Source organism: Brenneria sp. hezel4-2-4 (genome assembly GCF_013155275.1).
Classification (GTDB): Bacteria; Pseudomonadota; Gammaproteobacteria; order Enterobacterales; family Enterobacteriaceae; genus Brenneria.
The window spans coordinates 317425-334645 of sequence record NZ_JABJXS010000003.1 but is presented as its reverse complement, the minus strand read 5'-3'; the positions used below and the strand labels follow the sequence as shown (position 1 = coordinate 334645).

Here is a 17221-nt window from a genome sequence, read left to right as displayed (position 1 = left end):
TATGAAGAACACCGCAATTCGTTACAGTTTTGGCGGCGATGAGCATCTTTTCGCTGAAATTGATGAAGCCATGTCGCTGTCCGCGTTCTTTCGCGGCCTGGCGATCACCCGCGCCGTGGAGCAACAGGCGATCCCCGGCATTCTGGATATCTGTCTGGCTAATGCCTCTTTTCAGATCCGTTTCAATCCGGATATCGTTGCGCCGCAGGCGCTGCTGGACGCCGTGCGACAGGCGGAAAGCCAGGCGCAAACGGTCAACCGGCTTGAGACGCGCATCATTGAAATTCCGGTGTTATACAACGATCCATGGACGCATGAAACGCTGATGCGCTTTCGCGATCGTCATCAGGACCCCGCCGCCACCGATCTGGAATACGCCGCCCGCATCAATGGTTATCAGAATATCGACGAATTTATCGCCGCCCACAGCGGAACGCCGTGGTTTGTGTCGATGGTCGGGTTTGTCGCCGGTCTGCCGTTTATGTTCCAGATGGCCGAACAGGAAAAACAGATTCAGGTTCCCAAATATCTGCGTCCCCGCACCGACACGCCGCGCCTGTCGCTGGGACACGGCGGGTGTTTCGGCTGTATTTATTCGGTGCGCGGCGCCGGGGGTTATCAGCTATTTGGCGTCACCCCCGCCCCCATTTATGACCCGCAGCAGCATCTGGACTATTTGCGGGAATCGCTGGTGTTTTTCCGAACCGGCGACATCGTGCAGTTCAAACCCATTGACCCGTCGCGCTATGACCAGTCGGTGCAGGCGGTTGAAGCGGGAACCTTTGATCTGCGTATCCGGCCCGTGACGTTCGAACTGGATCAATTCATCGCCGATCCCGCCGGCTACAAACACTATCTTCAGGAGGTGCTGTATGCAGATTAATGTCCTCAAACCCGGACTGGCGACCTCGGTGCAGGATACGGGCCGTGAAGGGTATTACCACCTCGGCATCCCGCCTTCCGGCGGTCTGGATCAGTATTCGCTGCGCATGGCGAATCTGCTGGTCGGTAACCCCGACTCCGCCGCAGTGCTTGAAATCACGCTATTGGGGCCGGAGCTGGAATTTACCGGCGCAGGCGTGGTGGCCCTTTGCGGAGCGAGCATGAAACCGCAGTTGGATGGCGCGGAAATGCCGATGCATACCGCCTTTAGCGTCAAGGCCGGGCAGATACTGCGTTTTGGTTACGCCGCGTCAGGTTGCCGCAGTTATCTGGCCGTGGCGGGCGGTATTGACGTGCCCGTCGCTCTGGGAAGCCGCTCCACTTATACATTGGGGGCGCTGGGCGGATATCAGGGGCGTCGCCTGGCCGCCAATGATGTGTTGCCCGTCGGCGTGGCGGAAACAACAGCCCGCCCCGGCGTCACCGTACCCGCCGACTACCTGCCGGTATTCGGCAAAGACGTCTCGCTGCGCATGGTGCCCGGTCTGTACATCCATCGTCTGACACCGGAGGCGGCGACGCAGTTTTTCGCCGATAGTTGGTCGGTGGGCACCGAGGCGGACCGCATCGGCTATCGGCTGAAAGGCGGAAGCCCGCTGGCGTTCCTGCCGCGTACGCCGCCGTTTGGCGCGGGATCGGATCCATCCAATATCGTGGATGCCTGCTATCCGATTGGTTCGATACAGGTGCCGGGAGGTTTGGAACCGATCGTCCTGCTGCGCGATGCCGTGTCCGGCGGGGGATATATGACGCTGGGAACGGTGATCGCCGCCGATCTGGATATCATCGGGCAGTTGCAACCCAATCATCGCGCACGTTTTGTACCGATCACCCTGGAAGAAGCCCTGCTAGCACGACAGCAATATCGTCAACGTCTGGAGCGGCTTGAACATCTGTTTGTGAACTAAACCCGTCTACACCGGACGTCTCGCCTGTCGGTTTTGGTCTGGCTAAAACCGCGGGTCTGTTCGCCTTTAATCGACGGTTTCAATCACAATCAGGCCCACTGCTATCTGGCAAGGTATTGCCTGCTTTCTGGAGATTTACCATGGCTGATTTATCGCAAGTTGAAGATTCGTATGACGCCACATCCGCCAAAACGGTCACAGACGCGGAACGAATGGGAAAATTTTCCCTGACGATGGCCTGGTGGGCAGTATGCAGCGCTATTTTCTATATCGTGGTCGGGGCTTCGCTGGCGCTGAGCTATGGCGCTAAAAACGCCATTATCGGCATGATTCTTTCGGTGATCGGCTATGGGCTGGTTAATGCGGCGATTAGCCGTTTTGCCATCCGCAGCGGTTTATCCGTCGCGCTGTTTTCCAATTTGCTGTTCGGGCGCCTCGGTTCGGCGCTGGCTACGCTGATTTTCTTTTCGACCGCTATCTATTACGCGGTATTTGAAGGGGCGGTAATCGCCTATGCGATCCATCATCTCTTTCCACAACTGGCCTATTACTGGGCGGCGCTGATTGTGGTGTTATACAGCGTGCCGCTGATTTTCGGCAGCGTACAAAACTGGCTGGATAAGTTTAACGGCGTTTTGCTGCCGTTCTACCTGTTCGGTTTGCTAATCACCGTGCTGGTTTCGATTAACCACTATGGCTATCAGTCGCAATGGCTGGATTTGGGGCCGGGATCGCCGCCCGCTTATGGCTGGTGGAACTGCTTCACTTACTATATGGGGGTATGGATCCTGATGATGTATACCTTCGACTACGCCCGTTTCGGCAAACGGGAAGACAGCGATTACCATGCGCGGTTTAACTTCGGCATGCCATTCTACCTGATCACCTTTTTGCTGAACGGCGTAGCCGGCATTTATCTGGTCAGCACCTTTGAGCAGCAAGGGGGCGTGAGTGAAATCTCGGTGGTGGTCGCCATCCTGAACTTACTGGGGTTATGGGGATTGCTATTCGTCTGGATCACCCAGACGCGGATCAACACCGCCAATTATTATCTGGCAACGGTTAATATGCAGGTATTTTTCGACCGCCTGTTCCGCCTGCGCGGACGTAAAATCGTCTGGGCGTGCATTGTCGGCGCGGTGGTCTATGTCCTGATGCTGGCGGACATTTTTTCCTACATTCTGCAAGCATTGGCTTATCAGGGCGTATTCGTGGTGGCCTGGGTCGGCGTAGCGCTGGGACATATTTTTTCCGACGCCCCGACAGTCGAGCGGCATACGGAACAAACCTTTAGCCTGCGCGGGCTCAGCGCCTGGTTTTTAAGCGTGAGCGCCGGCATTGCGCTGATGCACGGCAGCGCGGCGCTGCAATCGTTTTCCGCGCCGACGACATTCGCGATTGCTCTACTGTTGTATCGCTTCTGGCCGCGTCGACAAACAGCGCACGTCTGACCGAAAGCAAACAGGCGGACTACGCGCTCCGCGGTCCGCCTCCCCAACAGTTTACTTATAAACAATCTCGCCTTGCGGCTCATAGGCCGCCGCGTCCAGCGGCGAGTGCTTCTCGATGTACTGTTTCAGCACCTCGGCATCAATAAAGCCGGTATTAACATAGCCGGGCAAGTTATCGATCCGCGGATATCCGTCGCCGCCCATGGCGTTAAAATTCAGCGTCGCCATACGGTAGACTTTATCTGACTGCAATGGCTCGCCGTTGATTTTTATATCGCGCACGTTTTCGCCATCCGCCGTCAGGCTGACGTTAAGGAATTGAGCATAGGCGCCGGAATCGACCTCTTTATTCGCCGCCACCGCCAGGTATTTTGCCACCTCGCTGCCTTTCATATCCACATAGACCAGCGTGTTGGAAAACGGCTGCACTTTCAGCACATTTTTATAGGTGATGTCACCGGACTCAATCGAATCACGTACGCCGCCGCCGCTCATTACCGCAAAATCAGCATTCGCGCGCTCACGCTGGGCTGACAGCAATAGCCGCGCCAGATTGGTCTGGTGGAACCGTACCTGATTGCGATCGCCTTCCAGCTTGCCCTTGACGCTCCCTATTTTGACATCCAACTGCGCCTGCCCTTTTTCCTGGAACGGGGTCAGCATTTTCAGCACCGACGCATCCTGCTGGATTTCATGCGTATAGAAAACCCGCTCTGTTTTACCGTCCGCCGTCTCAACTTTTTTCTTAAGGTTGACCGGGATCAGCTGATAGTGCTCCAGCTTCAGTTCTCCATTACGGAAGGTAAAATCCGCCCGACCGACATATTTGCCCCACTCATGCGCCTGAACGATCCAGATACCGTTCTGACGATCGGGAGCGCAAGGCGTACCCGGTACGTAGTCCACCTGCTTTTTATTCTCGCCGGCCATGCACACCGGATCCTGCGAATGGCCGCCGACAATCATATCCAGATACCCCGCCGGCAGGCTGCGCGCCATTTCCACATCGCCCGGCGCGTTCGAACCGTGTCTGCCGTCGTCATAATGCCCCATATGGGTCGCGGCAATGATGACATCGGGTTTTTCATTTTTACGCAATGACTCGACAACCTGCTTCGCTTCCGCGGCGGGCTGACGAAATTCGATATCGGTGAAATATTCAGGATTGCCTAATTTGGCGGTATCATCGGTGGTCAGGCCGATCACGGCAATTTTCACACCTTGTTTATCAAACAGGGCGTACGGCTTGAATAACCGTTCATTGGTGCTTTTCTGATAAATATTGGCTGACAACAAAGGGAAACTGGCCCATTTTTCCTGCTGTCTCAAGACGGAGAGCGGATTATCAAATTCATGATTACCCAACGCCATCGCATCGTAACCCACCATATTCATGCCGCGAAAATCGGGTTCGGCGTCCTGTAAGTCCGATTCGGGAACCCCGGTATTAATATCCCCGCCGGACAACAACAATAAACTGCCGCCTTTGCCGGCGACCTCCTGGCGGATCTGATCAACCAAGGTTTTCTGCGCCGCCAGCCCATACTCACCATGATCGTTGTGCCAAAAATGACCGTGGTGATCGTTGGTATGCAGTATGGTGATGGCATACGTTTTATCCTTTTCCCAGGCTATCGCCCCGAACGGCGCCAGCGCCAGCGATATCGCTACAGCGCAACCCAATGTTTTTGTTGAAAAACGCATGAAAAATCTCCGTTTATTTTAGATACCCGAATAGAAAGAACGGTCAGAGAAAACGGGAAAAGCGGCGATACGCTGCGTGCGCTGTCGCCATTCTCCTAACGATCGGCTCTCTATGATAGACATATATCATAAAAGAACACAGCATCGGTCTGTCCGCCCGTTGTCTTCGCATCGTAATGAATTCTTCATAATATGGAGAGTTCATAGGAGTAATCCGTTGTTATGCCTTTTATTCCCTATTTTCTATGCTTTATTACTGACGGATAGCATTTTTTTACTGAATAAGCGGAGAAATCGTAAGGTATAATCACTAAGAAGCAGGCTTAACAGTGATAATTACGCATGTTTATCAACGCTTATCTGAAGAAACCGTGCTTAAATATGTGTTACCATGTAAAAATGCTGGTAAGCTAACATTTTTAACAGAATACTTGTTTTACCCAAGCAACATTTCTCTATATGCAATAGAATTTATGTAAGAAGTCCGCTCATTCACGTTTCAAACATGGCAAAAGGAGTCGGGATGCATGCTGCAACACCTCTAATTTCAACTATCGCCGGAGGGCTGGTTCTTGCCTTCCTTCTCGGTATTCTGGCAAACCGCCTGCGCATCTCCCCACTTGTCGGTTATCTGGCTGCCGGTGTGCTTGTCGGGCCGTTTACCCCGGGATTTGTCGCTGACACCTCTCTGGCGTCGGAATTGGCCGAACTTGGCGTTATTCTGTTGATGTTTGGTGTGGGTTTGCACTTCTCTCTGAAAGATCTGATGGCGGTTAAATCGATCGCCATTCCCGGCGCCATTGCGCAGATCGCGGTAGCCACGCTGCTGGGGATGGGGCTTTCCGCCATGCTGGGCTGGAGTCTGGCAAACGGTCTGGTATTCGGTCTCTGCCTTTCAACCGCCAGTACCGTCGTATTATTGCGCGCGCTGGAAGAACGTCAGTTGATTGACAGCCAGCGCGGCCAAATCGCCATCGGCTGGCTGATTGTCGAAGATTTGGCGATGGTGCTGACGCTGGTTCTGCTGCCTGCTTTTGGCGACATGGTTGGCGCGGAACATGCCGATACCGGCAAGCTGCTGCGCGATCTGGCCTGGACCATCGGTAAAGTCATCGCTTTCATCACCTTGATGGTTGTCGTCGGGCGTCGTCTGGTGCCCTGGGTACTGGCCAAAAGCGCCAGCACCGGCTCCCGCGAGCTATTCACGCTGGCGGTGCTTGCCATGGCGCTGGGCATCGCCTTTGGCGCCGTGAAACTGTTTGATGTTTCCTTTGCGCTGGGCGCGTTCTTTGCCGGCGTGGTGTTGAACGAGTCGGAGTTAAGTCAGCGCGCCGCGCATGATACGCTGCCGCTACGCGATGCTTTTGCGGTGCTGTTCTTTGTTTCCGTCGGCATGCTGTTCGACCCGATGATCCTGCTTAACGATCCGGTTGCGGTTCTGGTTACCCTGGCGATTATCGTCTTTGGCAAGTCAGCGGCGGCTTTCATGCTGGTTCGGCTGTTCGGCCACTCGAAACGTACCGCGTTGACCATTTCCGCCAGTCTGGCGCAAATCGGCGAATTCGCCTTTATTCTTGCCGGACTGGGCATTGCGCTGGGGCTGCTGTCCGAAGAGGGGCGCAGCCTGGTGTTGGCGGGGGCTATCCTGTCCATCATGCTCAATCCGGTGCTCTTTACCCTGCTCGAACGCTATCTGGCTAAAAATGAAACCATTGAAGAACAGATAGTGGAAGAAGCGATCGAAGAAGAGAAACAGATCCCGGTCGATTTGTGCAACCACGCCCTGCTGGTCGGCTATGGACGAGTGGGTAGCCTGATAGGCGCCAAGCTTCATCAGGAGGGCATTCCGGTGGTAGTGGTGGAAAACTCCCGCGCGCGCGTCGATGCCTTACGGGAACAGGGCATCAAGGCCGTACTCGGCAACGCCACCAAACCGGAGATTATGGAAATCGCCCGTCTGGACTGCGCCCGCTGGTTGCTGCTGACCATCCCCAACGGCTATGAAGCGGGTGAGATTGTGGCGGCGGCACGAGAAAAACGGCCTGATTTAGAAATTATTGCCCGTGCTCATTACGATGATGAAGTCAGCTACATCACCGAACATGGCGCCAATGAAGTGGTTATGGGCGAGCGAGAAATCGCTAACAGCATGATTACCTTACTGAAGCTGGAAGACATTGCCAACACTCCTCAGGAATGTCCGATCTGACATCTTGCCGGCGGGCTATGCCCGCCTTTGCTTTCCGCCTACTCTGTTTTTGTCACCAGTTGTTCCAGTAGGTCAATATGCAGGGGATCGTCGTTTAATGCCGGAATGTAGCTGAATTTTTCACCCCCCGCATGCAGAAATATCTCTCTGTTTTGCTCCTGAATCTCTTCCAGCGTTTCCAGACAGTCCGCGGCAAAGCCCGGACACATGATCTGAATATGTTTAACTCCCTGCGCCGGCAGCCCTTTCAGCGTTTCATCCGTATACGGCGTCAGCCAGGGTTCACGTCCAAAACGCGATTGAAAGGTCACCAGCACTTTCTCCTCAGGTAATCCCAACGCCGCGATCAGCGCCCTGCTGGTCGCCATACAGCGCTGCGGGTAATCATCCCCCTCGCTGGCATAGCGTACCGGGATACCGTGATACGAGAGCACCAGCCGGTCTGGTTCCCCCTGTTGCGCAAACGCCTGTTCAACGCGGGATTTCAACGCGGCAATATAGGCAGGATGTTCGGCATAGTCGCGAATAAAGCGGATAGCGGGCAAGCGGCGGTATTGGCGCAACAGCTTCGCTAGCCCGTCCCACACGGCGGCGGTCGTCGAACAGGAATACTGCGGATACATCGGCAGCACCACCAGTTGAGTGACCCCTTGCGCCAACAGCTTGTCCAGCGCCGAGTGCAGGCTGGGAGAACCATAGCTCATCCCCAGCTCTACCGGGACGTCCGGCATACGGCTTGCCAGCGCCTGTTGCTGCCGACGGCTGAACACCAGCAATGGCGAGCCTTCCGCCATCCAGACCGACTGATAGAGCTTCGCCACTCGCGGGGCGCGGGTAGGCAGGATCACGCCGCGCAGCAGAGGCCACCATAGCAGACGCGAGGTATCAACCACTCGCCGGTCGCTCAGGAATTCAGCCAGATAGCGTTTCACCGCCTGCGGAGTTGGTGCGTCGGGGGTGCCTAAATTCACCATCAGCACGCCGTACTTCTGTTGCGTCATCACTGACTTCCTCTTATAGACAAGCCGGTTAACGCCAGCCTATCCGTGCTAAATATCAGGCTTCTATTGTAGCTAAAAACAGCGAATAAAGATGGCAAGATAGTGGGGATAAAACCGATGCCATCAATAGAGAGAAGTGATGTGATGCCATGCCAAAAAAAATGCCAGGCAACCGCCTGGCATCACTGGCACGGCTGAGCGGAGAATTAACCCAGAATGGTTTCCAGTTCAGCGCGCACTTCGGCAACTTTGCGCGTGCCTTCCACTTTGAAGTAGCGCGTATTGCCGGCATCCGCTTCTTTCTGGTAGTAAGCCACCAGCGGCGCCGTCTGTTGATGGTATTCCACCAGACGTTTGCGCACCGTCTCTTCCTGATCGTCTTTACGGGTGACCAACTCTTCACCGGTAACGTCGTCTTTGCCCTCCACCTGCGGCGGATTAAATTTCACATGGTAGACGCGGCCGGAAGCCGGGTGTACGCGACGCCCGACGATACGATCGACAATCAGTTCGTCAGGAACCGCAAACTCGATAACGTAATCCACGTTGATGCCCGCCTCTTTCATGGCATCAGCCTGGGGAATTGTCCGCGGGAAGCCATCCAGCAGAAAACCGTTACGACAATCGTTCTGGGCGATACGTTCTTTTACCAGGGCAATAACCAATTCATCAGTGACCAGTTTACCTGCATCCATGATTTCTTTAGCCTGTTTGCCCAATTCAGTACCGGCTTTTACCGCTGCACGCAGCATGTCACCGGTGGAAATCTGCGGAATACCGTATTTTTCCATGATGAACTGAGCCTGAGTACCTTTGCCTGCGCCCGGAGCGCCCAGCAGAATAATACGCATTGCGTAAATCCCCTTGCTATAGAGTATTTATAAAATAAATTTGAAAAACGCTAAACCATACCATCCCGGGCGCTTATCCTCAAGGAACGGGCACGTTTCAGCCTCTACGGCGCCGATTATTTTCCGGTTAATCCAGACAGTATTTTCTCAAAATCATTAAACGAACAGAAGCCATCGGCATTGACCGGGCAGTCTTTCAGCTCAAGCGTGACGCGTTGCGGCGGATTGGCCCGATTAAGCTGCGCCAGGGTTCTGATCTGATCGGTGGATTGATAGACATACTCCATTTTCAACAGCGACGCGCCGCTGGTTTTATCTTTCCAACGCTCAAATACCACTTTGCCGCCGATCGGCGTGGTTTCAAACTGATTTGGCAGTTTGTAGGGTTTAACGCCTAATGCCGAAAACAGCGATGCGACGTTTGAGTCGTGGCCCACCAGGAAAGTAAATTTCGGCATGTTCCCGCCGAATGAACGTTCCAGTTCTTTGACCAGATTCACGGAGACTTCTTTGGCGACGACCGGGGCGCTGAACACCACGCTGTTGTAGTACTCTTTGATCGACACCAACGACTCGAACTGCGCGTTGTCTTTGATTCTGCCCCAGCCGACATTCTCGATCGGCGCGCCTTCATAATATTGCAAAATAAAGGCATCCGAAATTGAAGTTCCCGTTCTTAGCGGGCCGGAGACGCCGGGTTCCTGATCCGCCACAATTTTCACTGTGGTTGGCTGGGCCGTGAGATCGCACTGCTTGTCGTTTTTACAATTTGCCGATTCAGCATAACGGATCACCTGCGCCATCTGCTGATAGGTTGGTTTCAGGCTCTCATTCAGACCATCCAGGCCTTTTTCACCTGCCGTTTTATTAATTGAATCAATGGCCCGCTGCTTAAAGTCAGCGCTGCCGTCGCGAATAATCGGGTTAAACGTCGCATCCATGGTGCCTAATTTTTCTTTATGTTCCACCGGTACGATGCAGCCCGGGAATGCGCCGATGGAGAAGTATTGCGCGGTCGCAATCGTGCGTTGCAGACTGTTGGCGTAAAAACGCACGTCTTTTTCCGTCGGGCAGGTATCAGCGGCTAACAGGTGGTTATCTACCAGCCATTCGCTGAAATAGTGGCCGAAGAAAGCTTCTAATGCGCCTCCCCGCGTGGTCAGATAGCTGCTGGGGGTGTCCCATTGCGGCCAGGCGTCCGGCGTCATTTTACCGAGGGTACTGCTGGGGCTTGCCAATGGCGCCCGCAAACCGTGGCGGCTAAATACCACCACCTGCTCCAACGCAAAATTATCGCCGCTGGCCAGAGTTTCCGTTGAAAATGGCAATAGTAAAGGCAGACAAAACAGTGCTTTCATTTTTAATGACATTCCGCACTCTCCTCGTTGAGAAAATGTTATTTCTCATGTTAAAAAAAGAAAATACTGTAAACCGATACAATATTTTTCGCCGTTAGCATCCATTACATCTTGTGCCTGATTGCGGGTTAATTACAGCTCGATGTTATAAAGAATAATCAAAGTGTGATTCAAATCATGTAACCTCTGCCGAGTATTACCGCGATTCATCGATAGCGAAAGCATTGCTTGATCAGATTCTGGTTATTTTATCTCTTACCGCGTTAATTATTTCTCTTTGTGAATTATGTTATTTTTTTGCATTCCGTTATAAAAATCAATTTAAATCATAATGTTGTAAAACACCGAACGGCGTATCAGTTGTTCCATTGGTGAATATTGAAGCAAAAAAAATCCCCCCGATAAACTCGGGGGGATGGGTTTGGAAGAGACCGGTATAAACCAATCAGAGAGACATCAGGCACTCAGCAGCTGATTCATCCGACGGATAAACTGGTTCGGATCGTCCAGCGTACCACGTTCAGCCAGTAAAGCCTGATCCAGCAGCAATTCCACCCACTCGGCGAACTGCGCGTCGTCGCTCACCTCAGCCGCGCGCTTGACCAGCGCATGTTCCGGATTCAGTTCAAAAAGATACTTCACTTCCGGCGCCTGTTGCCCCGCGGCGGCAAACAGTTTCGCCATCTGGGTGCTCATTTCATTGGCGTCAGTGGTGACAATCGCCGGCGTATCCGTCAAGCGGTGCGTCAGGCGCACGTCTTTCACCCGATCGCCCAGCAGCGTTTTCACTCGCTCAACGAAAGGCTCCAGCGCTTTTTCCGCTTCTTTCTGCGCATCGTTTTCTTCATCGGCCAACTTATCCAGCGCGTCATCGGCTTTGCTGACCGACTGGAACGGTTTGCCGTCGAACTCGGTCAGGTAGCTCATCATCCATTCGTCGATACGATCGGAGAGCAACAGCACCTCAATGCCTTTCTTGCGGAACAGTTCCAGATGCGGGCTGCTCTTCGCCGCGGCGTAGCTGTCCGCGGTGATGTAGTAAATCTTATCCTGACCTTCCACCATCCGGCCGACATAGTCTTCCAGCGATACCGTCTGCGCCGAATTGTCATTGTGGGTACTGGCGAACCGCAGCAGCTTGGCAATCGCTTCGCGGTTGCCGCCATCTTCGGCCGGACCTTCTTTCAGCACCAGACCAAACTGTTGCCAGAATGTCTGATATTTTTCCGCGTCGTCCTTCGCCAGCTTTTCCAGCATCTGCAATACGCGTTTGGTCAGCGCGTTGCGCAGGTTCTGAGTGACGCGGCTGTCTTGCAGAATTTCACGGGAAACGTTCAGCGGCAGGTCATTGGAATCAATCAGGCCGCGGACAAAGCGCAGGTAGTTCGGCATAAACTGTTCCGCGTCATCCATAATGAATACACGCTGTACGTAAAGTTTCAGGCCGTGCTTATGGTCGCGGTTCCACATGTCCCACGGCGCCTGGGAAGGAATATACAGCAGGCTGGTATATTCCTGCTTCCCTTCAACCCGGTTGTGGCTCCAGCTCAGCGGATCGGTAAAGTCATGGGCAATATGCTTGTAGAATTCAGTATATTCTTCATCGCTGATGTCGGATTTACTGCGGGTCCACAGCGCCTGGGCTTTGTTGATCTTTTCCCAACTTACCGTTGCTTCGCCGCCCTCTTCTTCACTCTCCTGACGAGACTCGATTTCCACCGGCAGAGCGATATGGTCGGAATATTTGCTGATGATGGAACGTACGCGCCAGTCATCCAGAAATTCATCTTCCCCTTCACGCAGGTGCAGGGTAATTTCAGTCCCGCGATCTTCTTTGGTGATATCCGCAATGGTGTAATCGCCTTCGCCGGCGGATTCCCAATACACGCCTTGATCGGCGGCGGCGCCCGCCGCACGGGTACGCACGGTGACTTTATCGGCCACGATAAAGGCGGAGTAGAATCCCACGCCGAACTGACCAATCAGTTGGCTGTCTTTTACCTGATCGGAACCCATGGATTCCAGAAACGCCTTGGTCCCGGATTTGGCGATCGTCCCCAGGTTATCAATCACCTCATCGCGGCTCATACCGATGCCGTTGTCGGAAATCGTCAGCGTGCGTTTTTCCTTATCGGTGGAAACGCGTACGCGCAACTCGCCGTCCCCTTCGTATAATTCAGGCGAGGACAGCGCGCGAAAACGTAATTTATCTGCCGCATCGGAGGCATTGGAGATCAGTTCACGCAGAAAGATTTCTTTGTTGGAATACAGTGAATGGATCATCAAGTGCAGCAGTTGCTTTACTTCAGACTGGAATCCGCGGGTTTCTTGGCCTTTCATACTCATTGTTGCTTACCTCAATCCTAATATTATTCAGGCTGATTAAATTAACGATAAGCAGCAGATGGGGATCATCAGAGAAGATTTCAAGGGCGGCGGAAAATTCAGCGTAGAGAAAAGAGCTGAGAAATGAAGCAATAGCCTGGCTATCAGGCGAAGGCCCGACAGCCAGGGGATTTAAAACCGGAAAGGCTGACGACCGGCCAGCGAATGAGAAAGCGTGGTGCCATCCACCATTTCCAGCTCGCCGCCGACCGGGACGCCGTGTGCAATGCGGCTGGCCATCACGCCATGCTGCGCGCACAGTTCGGCGATATAATTCGCCGTCGCGTCGCCTTCCACCGTCGGATTGGTCGCCAGAATGACCTCGCTGATGGATTCGCTTTGCAGCCGCTCCTCCAGCCGCCCCAGACCGATATCATCCGGGCCGATGCCATCCAGCGGCGACAGGTGCCCCATCAACACAAAATAACGCCCGGCGAACTGCCCGGTCTGCTCGATGGCGTGGATATCCGCCGGGCTTTCCACCACGCAGATTTGACCATTCTGCTGGCGCCGGGGATTCGAACAAATCGAACACACATCCTGTTCGGTAAAGGTGCGGCAATCTTCGCAGTGACCGATTTCAGACATCGCCCGAGTCAACGACTGCGCCAGGCGCATTCCCCCGCTGCGATTGCGCTGCAACAGGTGAAACGCCATGCGTTGGGCTGACTTCGGCCCCACGCCCGGTAAACAGCGCAGCGCCTCCATCAACGATTCAAGAAGCGGACTGGTTTGCATCAGAACGGCATCTTGAAGCCTGGCGGCAATTGCATACCGCTGGAGACCGAGGCCATTTTTTCTTTCTGCGTTTCAGCAACGCGACGGGCGGCATCATTGAATGCGGCGGCGATCAAGTCTTCCAACATATCTTTATCGTCTTCCATCAGGCTGGGATCGATCTCCACCCGGCGGCAGTTGTGCGCGCCATTGATGGTGATTTTGACCAGCCCCGCGCCCGATTCGCCAGTGACTTCCAGATTTGCAATCTCTTCCTGCATCTGCTGCATTTTTTCCTGCATCTGCTGGGCTTGCTTCATCAGATTGCCAATTCCACCTTTACCAAACATAGTTTTCTCTCTATCACTTCGGGCTGCGTACACGCAGCGGTTAAACAGGGCGGATACTTTCTTCGTCCAGTTCCGCATCAAAAAAACGCCGCAGCGTTTGGATCGTATTATCGGCCATAATCGACTGGCGCGCCTGCGCCAGCTTTTCTTCGTAAATCGCCTGACGCCACTCCAGCGGCGTCAGCACCGCCGGGTTATCGTCTTCCGTCACCGACAACGCGATGGGGTGGCCATAGTGCGCGCTCAAGGCGTCGGTCAGCGCTTTTTGCGCCGCCGGCGAATTGAGGTGACGCTGGGATGAACGCAGATGCAGATGTATTTTACCCGCCTCCGGGCGTTCCCTGAATGCATTTAACGCCAGCTGTTGTACCAGTTTTGGTAACGACAGGCGATGAATTTCCGCCGCCCACTCATCACGTTCCTGCGCTTCCTCCGCCAGGCGGGCGGCCAGCTCGGGCGTTTTTTCATGCTCCAGCGCCGAGCGCAACGCCTTTGGCGTGGTCACGTCGGCTTTGACGACTTCGGTTTTTTTCTGCGCCCGCCAGCGATACGCTTCTTGTTTTTTGGGTTCTGACGACGCGCCGTCTTTGGCATTTTGCCGCTGCATACTGCGCTCGGTCACCGAGGCTAAACGCTCAAGCGCCGAGTTCGCCGGCCGCGTTTTACTTAACGCCGCCGGCTCAGTTTTTTTTGGCGGGGTTGCCCCCTGCTTACGCAACAGTTGGCTGCGCGCCTGCAAGAGCTGTGACGTGGCATCAGAAAGCCCGTTATCGGCATTTATATCCGTCGGCTGTTCCGCCCCGGGGGGGGCGAAAGCCGCAGGCTGAAAATCAGAGGGAGCCGCGAACGACGCCGCCGGCTCAGACGGCGGCGGCGCACTCTCCTGCCGCGAGGTTTCTAATGGCGGCGCGGTTGTTGATGGCGGGGAGGAAACCGGCGCGGATTGCGGTGCGATATTCGTCTGAGCGACGCCGGAAACCGGCGACGCCGGCGCTTCGATGATCTGTTTAGGATGAAAAGCCAGCGCGCGCAGCAGCGTCATTTCGACTCCCATACGGCGATCCGGCGCATACGACAGTTCTTTGCGGCCGATCAGCAATGTCTGGTAGTAGAGTTGGACATCGGCAGGCGGTATGGCGCGGGCCAAATCCCGCAGCCGGGCTTCGACCGCCGCATAATCATGACTGAGGGCGGCCGGCAGTAGCTGAACCATGGCAATGCGGTGCAATAACGTCAGGGTTTCAACCAATAACGATTCCCAGTCGACGCCCCGCGACGCCGCCTGATCGAGCAAAGACATCACGCGCGCGCCGTCGGCTTTCACTAACGCTTCGATGATCGCCAGCGGCTGCTCGTCATCCAGCGTGCCCAACATCTGACTGACCGATTCGGTCGTCACCTGCCCTTGCCCCATGGCGATCGCCTGATCGGTGAGACTGAGCGCGTCACGCAGGCTGCCGTCGGCGGCCCGGGCCAGCAACTGCAACGCCCGGGGTTCGCTCGCCAGATGTTCCGCTTGCAACACGCTCTCCAGATGCGCCCGGATTTGCTCGACATCCAGCGCCTTGAGATGAAATTGCAGACAGCGCGACAGGATCGTCACCGGCAACTTTTGCGGATCGGTGGTTGCCAGCAGAAATTTTACGTGCGGCGGCGGTTCTTCCAGCGTTTTCAGCAATGCATTAAAACTGTGACGCGACAGCATGTGCACTTCATCGATCAGGTACACTTTAAAACGCCCGCGCGCCGGCGCGTACTGCACGTTATCCAGCAGATCGCGGGTATCCTCGACCTTGGTGCGCGAGGCCGCATCGATTTCAATTAAATCCACGAACCGGCCTTGCTCGATTTCACGGCAGTTATCACACTGGCCGCAGGGCGTCGCCGTTACGCCGTTTTCGCAGTTTAGCCCTTTCGCCAGCAAACGGGCGATGGTGGTTTTTCCTACGCCGCGCGTGCCGGAAAACAAATAGGCGTGATGGATCCTGCCTAAAGAAAGGCCATTGGCTAAGGCGGTCAGGACATGCTCCTGACCGACGACATCAGCAAAGGTTTGGGGACGCCACTTACGGGCAAGAACCTGATAGCTCATCAATACCGCAACAGTCGAGTTATTGAAGAGGTCATGCTAACACAGCCGCCCGGCTATCGGCGAGACTGTTGTGATCAATGTCCGGGGAAGTCAACCAGACTAAAGCAGGTGACGCCCATCGTTTCCAGACGCTGCGCGCCTCCCAGATCGAACAGATTAATCACAAAGGCCGCATCATTTACCGCACCGCCTAAACGACGGATCAGTTTTACCGTCGCCTCCACCGTTCCGCCCGTTGCCAACAGATCGTCGATGACCAGCACCTTGTCATCGGCGCCAATCGCATCCGAGTGAATTTCCAGGCTATCGGTGCCATATTCCAGCTCGTAGCTTTCGCTGATGGTCGGACGCGGCAATTTACCCGGTTTACGCACCGGAACAAACCCGACGCCCAGCGCCAGCGCCACCGGCGCGCCGAACAAAAAGCCACGCGCCTCCGTGCCGACGACCTTGGTGATCCCCGTATTACGGTAACGGTTCGCCAGCATATCAATGCTGGCGGCATAGGCTACCGGATCTTCCAGCAGACTGGTGATGTCACGAAACAGAATGCCCGGTTTCGGATAGTCGGGGACGCTTTTAATGCTGTTTTTAATTAATTCTGATTGTTGCGCTGTTGCGGTCATTATATGTGTGCCTGATAAAACGTTCTGATCATACCAATGCCGGCCGTTATTGCCCGCCGCGCCGCCATGATATTGATGGCCCGACGACTTTCGTTAAAAGTGAATAGCGATCCGCGCACGAAAACGCTCAAATCTAGTCAAACTGCCCGGTAAATGCAACACTCCCGGCCATCTCAGCGTATTTTTTAGAGCTTGCCGCATCCCTATCCCTATGGTTCGTTGGAAATTTTTTGTTGTTCTGAAGCAACAACCGGCAGACGAAGCATAAACGTCAGCAAAATCGCCAGAATAACCAACAACAAGACGCGCACCCAACTGATTTTAACCAGCCAGAGCGAGAGAGCAAACGTCAATAAAATGACGCTAACCGCTTTCCATTTCGCGCCGGGCGGCAAAGCCCGATATTGCTGCCAGTGGCGCAAATATCCGCCAAACCAGGAACGGTACAACAGCCAGTAATGAAAACGCGGCGACGAACGGGCAAAGCACCAGGCGGCCAACAATAAAAACGGTGTCGTCGGCAACAGGGGCAGCACCACGCCTAACGTCGCCAGAACGACGGCCATCCACCCTATGACAATCAGCACCGCGCGATACATATTCACCTTTAATCCGTTGACTGTTGAC

General features: G+C 54.6%; 14 protein-coding genes and 1 other annotated feature. Of the genes, 4 read left to right on the top strand and 10 right to left on the bottom strand.

Features of this window, described 5'->3' with window-relative positions; translation table 11 throughout:
• Position 1 precedes the first annotated feature (1 nt).
• From HOY33_RS08270 to HOY33_RS08260, 3 genes are all read left to right on the top strand, one after another.
• Positions 2–883 carry an allophanate hydrolase subunit 1 gene (locus HOY33_RS08270; RefSeq protein ID WP_172289735.1) on the top strand — a complete coding sequence of 294 codons (882 nt, stop codon included), beginning with the start codon at positions 2–4 and terminating at the stop codon, positions 881–883.
• Positions 873–1850 (top strand): biotin-dependent carboxyltransferase family protein, encoded by a 978-nt coding sequence (locus HOY33_RS08265; protein ID WP_172289734.1) that lies wholly within the window; start codon positions 873–875, stop codon positions 1848–1850. Before HOY33_RS08270 ends, HOY33_RS08265 begins: the two co-directional genes overlap by 11 nt.
• Before the next feature lie 140 nt (positions 1851–1990).
• On the top strand, positions 1991–3301 hold the full coding sequence (locus tag HOY33_RS08260; RefSeq protein ID WP_172289733.1) for a cytosine permease: 1311 nt from the start codon (positions 1991–1993) through the stop codon (positions 3299–3301).
• 51 nt (positions 3302–3352) lie between these two features.
• Here HOY33_RS08260 and ushA read toward each other — a convergent pair whose 3' ends face one another.
• Positions 3353–5005, bottom strand: a complete 1653-nt coding sequence (gene ushA, locus HOY33_RS08255) for a bifunctional UDP-sugar hydrolase/5'-nucleotidase UshA (RefSeq protein WP_172289732.1) — start codon at positions 5003–5005, stop codon at positions 3353–3355.
• A gap of 523 nt (positions 5006–5528) precedes the next feature.
• Between ushA and ybaL the strand changes: the two genes are divergently transcribed.
• Complete coding sequence (gene ybaL / locus HOY33_RS08250; RefSeq protein WP_172289731.1) at positions 5529–7214, top strand: YbaL family putative K(+) efflux transporter; 1686 nt, start codon at positions 5529–5531, stop codon at positions 7212–7214.
• A gap of 38 nt (positions 7215–7252) precedes the next feature.
• On the opposite strand, the gene hemH is transcribed toward ybaL, so the two are convergent.
• The 9 genes from hemH to HOY33_RS08205 all read right to left on the bottom strand — a co-directional run bounded on the left by hemH (position 7253) and on the right by HOY33_RS08205 (position 17193).
• Complete coding sequence (gene hemH / locus HOY33_RS08245) at positions 7253–8215, bottom strand: ferrochelatase (RefSeq protein WP_172289730.1); 963 nt, start codon at positions 8213–8215, stop codon at positions 7253–7255.
• 206 nt (positions 8216–8421) lie between these two features.
• Positions 8422–9066, bottom strand: a complete 645-nt coding sequence (gene adk, locus HOY33_RS08240) for an adenylate kinase (protein WP_172289729.1) — start codon at positions 9064–9066, stop codon at positions 8422–8424.
• 116 nt (positions 9067–9182) lie between these two features.
• Positions 9183–10436 carry a bifunctional glucose-1-phosphatase/inositol phosphatase gene (gene agp / locus HOY33_RS08235; protein WP_172289728.1) on the bottom strand — a complete coding sequence of 418 codons (1254 nt, stop codon included), beginning with the start codon at positions 10434–10436 and terminating at the stop codon, positions 9183–9185.
• A 444-nt stretch (positions 10437–10880) separates the two neighbouring features.
• Positions 10881–12764 (bottom strand): molecular chaperone HtpG, encoded by a 1884-nt coding sequence (gene htpG / locus HOY33_RS08230; RefSeq protein ID WP_172290023.1) that lies wholly within the window; start codon positions 12762–12764, stop codon positions 10881–10883.
• Positions 12765–12941: 177 nt separating this feature from the next.
• On the bottom strand, positions 12942–13547 hold the full coding sequence (gene recR / locus HOY33_RS08225; RefSeq protein WP_172289727.1) for a recombination mediator RecR: 606 nt from the start codon (positions 13545–13547) through the stop codon (positions 12942–12944).
• The gene (locus tag HOY33_RS08220; RefSeq protein ID WP_172289726.1) at positions 13547–13876 is read right to left on the bottom strand and encodes a YbaB/EbfC family nucleoid-associated protein; all 330 of its coding nucleotides are present in this window, start codon (positions 13874–13876) and stop codon (positions 13547–13549) included. Before HOY33_RS08220 ends, recR begins: the two co-directional genes overlap by 1 nt.
• 40 nt (positions 13877–13916) lie before the next feature.
• Positions 13917–15968, bottom strand: a complete 2052-nt coding sequence (gene dnaX, locus HOY33_RS08215; protein WP_172289725.1) for a DNA polymerase III subunit gamma/tau — start codon at positions 15966–15968, stop codon at positions 13917–13919.
• Positions 14523–14587 (bottom strand) — a sequence feature (DnaX frameshifting element). Its footprint overlaps the gene before it by 65 nt.
• Positions 15969–16042: 74 nt before the next feature.
• Complete coding sequence (apt, locus tag HOY33_RS08210) at positions 16043–16594, bottom strand: adenine phosphoribosyltransferase (RefSeq protein WP_172289724.1); 552 nt, start codon at positions 16592–16594, stop codon at positions 16043–16045.
• Between the two features lie 209 nt (positions 16595–16803).
• Positions 16804–17193, bottom strand: a complete 390-nt coding sequence (locus HOY33_RS08205) for a DUF454 family protein (protein ID WP_172290022.1) — start codon at positions 17191–17193, stop codon at positions 16804–16806.
• Between the last annotated feature and the right edge of the window lie 28 nt (positions 17194–17221).